This is a genomic window from Pseudomonadota bacterium (assembly GCA_022361155.1).
Taxonomy (GTDB): domain Bacteria; phylum Myxococcota_A; class Polyangia; order Polyangiales; family JAKSBK01; genus JAKSBK01.
The window spans coordinates 1-1,380 of record JAKSBK010000439.1 but is presented as its reverse complement, the minus strand read 5'-3'; the positions used below and the strand labels follow the sequence as shown (position 1 = coordinate 1,380).

Below are 1,380 nucleotides of genomic sequence, written 5' to 3'. Positions count from 1 at the left end.
GGTGCTCGGCCTGGTGGCGGCTTTGATCCGCTCTCTGGCAGGGCTGCTGTCCAACGTGCTCTTCGTCACGCTGATGGTCGGCTTCATGCTGTTCGAGGCCATCACGCTGCGCAGCAAAGTCGAGCGCGCCTTGCCGACCTCCAGCAGGTTCGAGGGTCTGGCCAAGACCGCAACAGAGGTCAACACCTACCTGCTGGTCAAGACCGGGGCCAGCTCGGTCACCGGCCTGCTCGCGTTCGCCTGGACGGCGGCCTGGGGACTCGACCTGCCCATCATGTGGGGTCTGCTCGCTTTCCTGTTGAACTACATCCCGAGCATCGGCAGCTTCGTGGCCGCCGTCCCGCCCGTGCTGCTCGGCGTGCTGCAGCACGGCCCCGGTACAGCGCTCGCAGTGGCGCTTGGCTACGTCGGCATCAACACAGCCATCGGCGGCATGCTGGAACCGCGCGTGCTCGGCCACGCCATGGGCCTGTCGCCGCTGGTCGTCCTGCTCTCGGTCCTCTTCTGGGGCTGGCTGCTCGGCCCTGTTGGCGCGCTGCTTTCCGTCCCCCTCACCATGGTGGTCAAGATCTGGCTTGCCAGCAGCTCCGAGCTGCACTGGCTCGCAGCCCTCCTCGAAGGGCCTCCACCGAAGACCAAAGCGCGCCTGAGCCCCAAAACCGACCCCGTAAGCAGCCGGCCCCCGGCTGCCCCACTTGCTTGACACCCTGGTCGAGACCATTATCGTCCGCGGCCCTCTTCCGGGATAGCTCAGCTGGTAGAGCGGGCGGCTGTTAACCGCTTGGCCGTAGGTTCGAGTCCTACTCCCGGAGCCATTTCCGCCTCATGCAAACGAGGCGACCAGTTGTTCAACAGGAGCCCCGATCATCACCAGGTGGTCGGGGCTTCGCTTTTCTCGCGTGCTGTCGCGGACATCCGCGACCACGCCGATCGACGGCGCGCTCTCCACGTGCGCGGTGGAGAGTCGGCGCGCGGGTTGGCGACTGCCCGATCGCTCGCTCCGGGGCCCAATCTGGCGGAGAGTGGGGAGAGAGAGGCCGCCGCCTCGGCCAGGCAACGGAAGTAGGCCGGGAGCACGGTGCGCCAGTCGATACCGACTTGCCAGGAGCCTGCCTCATCCGCGAAAAAGACGACGCTGTCAGGGTCCTTGGGCCCTTCCCCCACCGCATGTAGGCCGTCCACGACGGTTTCAGGCTCAAGTCGTGGGCGTGGAACCGAAGGATGCGAATGAGGCGCCCGAGTCGCGTAAGGTTGCATTGGACCACGCGCTCGAGATCCGGCACACGCCCTCGGCGCCAGCCCTCCACGTCTGCACGCGTCAAGAGGTCCATCCCGACGAGCACATCCACCGGCGCCACGACGTTCCCGCGTCGAAGGATG

At 66.7% G+C, this 1,380-nt stretch carries 1 protein-coding gene and 1 tRNA gene; both read left to right on the top strand.

Annotated elements, in window-relative coordinates; genetic code table 11:
• Positions 1-703: AI-2E family transporter (locus tag MJD61_16650; GenBank protein MCG8556891.1), on the top strand; the 703-nt coding region annotated here is incomplete at its 5' end.
• Positions 704-739: 36 nt separating this feature from the next.
• Positions 740-815 (top strand) — tRNA-Asn (locus MJD61_16645).
• The last annotated feature ends 565 nt before the right edge of the window (positions 816-1,380 follow it).